The following is a 220-nucleotide window of genomic DNA, read 5'->3' on the forward strand; positions in this document are numbered from 1 at the left end:
ACTCATCAACAAACTCGACATTGTTTTGCCGCAAGAGATTGATTATGTTGCACGCAGCGCCGTGACTCAGGCGCGTAAACGATTGGGCAGTGAGGTTATTAGAGAAGTATTAGTCGCAGCGCCAATACCTGGCACGCGAGAGCTGAACATCCTCATTGGTGCGGCCTTAACTTGTATGGTGTTGACGGTGTAGTGTGGCGGACACCCGATAGTGTCCAAA

1 pseudogene is annotated in these 220 nt (G+C 50.5%); it reads left to right on the top strand.

Annotated elements, in window-relative coordinates:
- Positions 1-220, top strand: a pseudogene (locus tag KO533_RS22575) (transposase domain-containing protein); the annotation flags it as partial.

The organism is Shewanella sp. NKUCC05_KAH, assembly GCF_019345585.1.
GTDB classification, from domain to species: domain Bacteria; phylum Pseudomonadota; class Gammaproteobacteria; order Enterobacterales; family Shewanellaceae; genus Shewanella; species Shewanella oncorhynchi.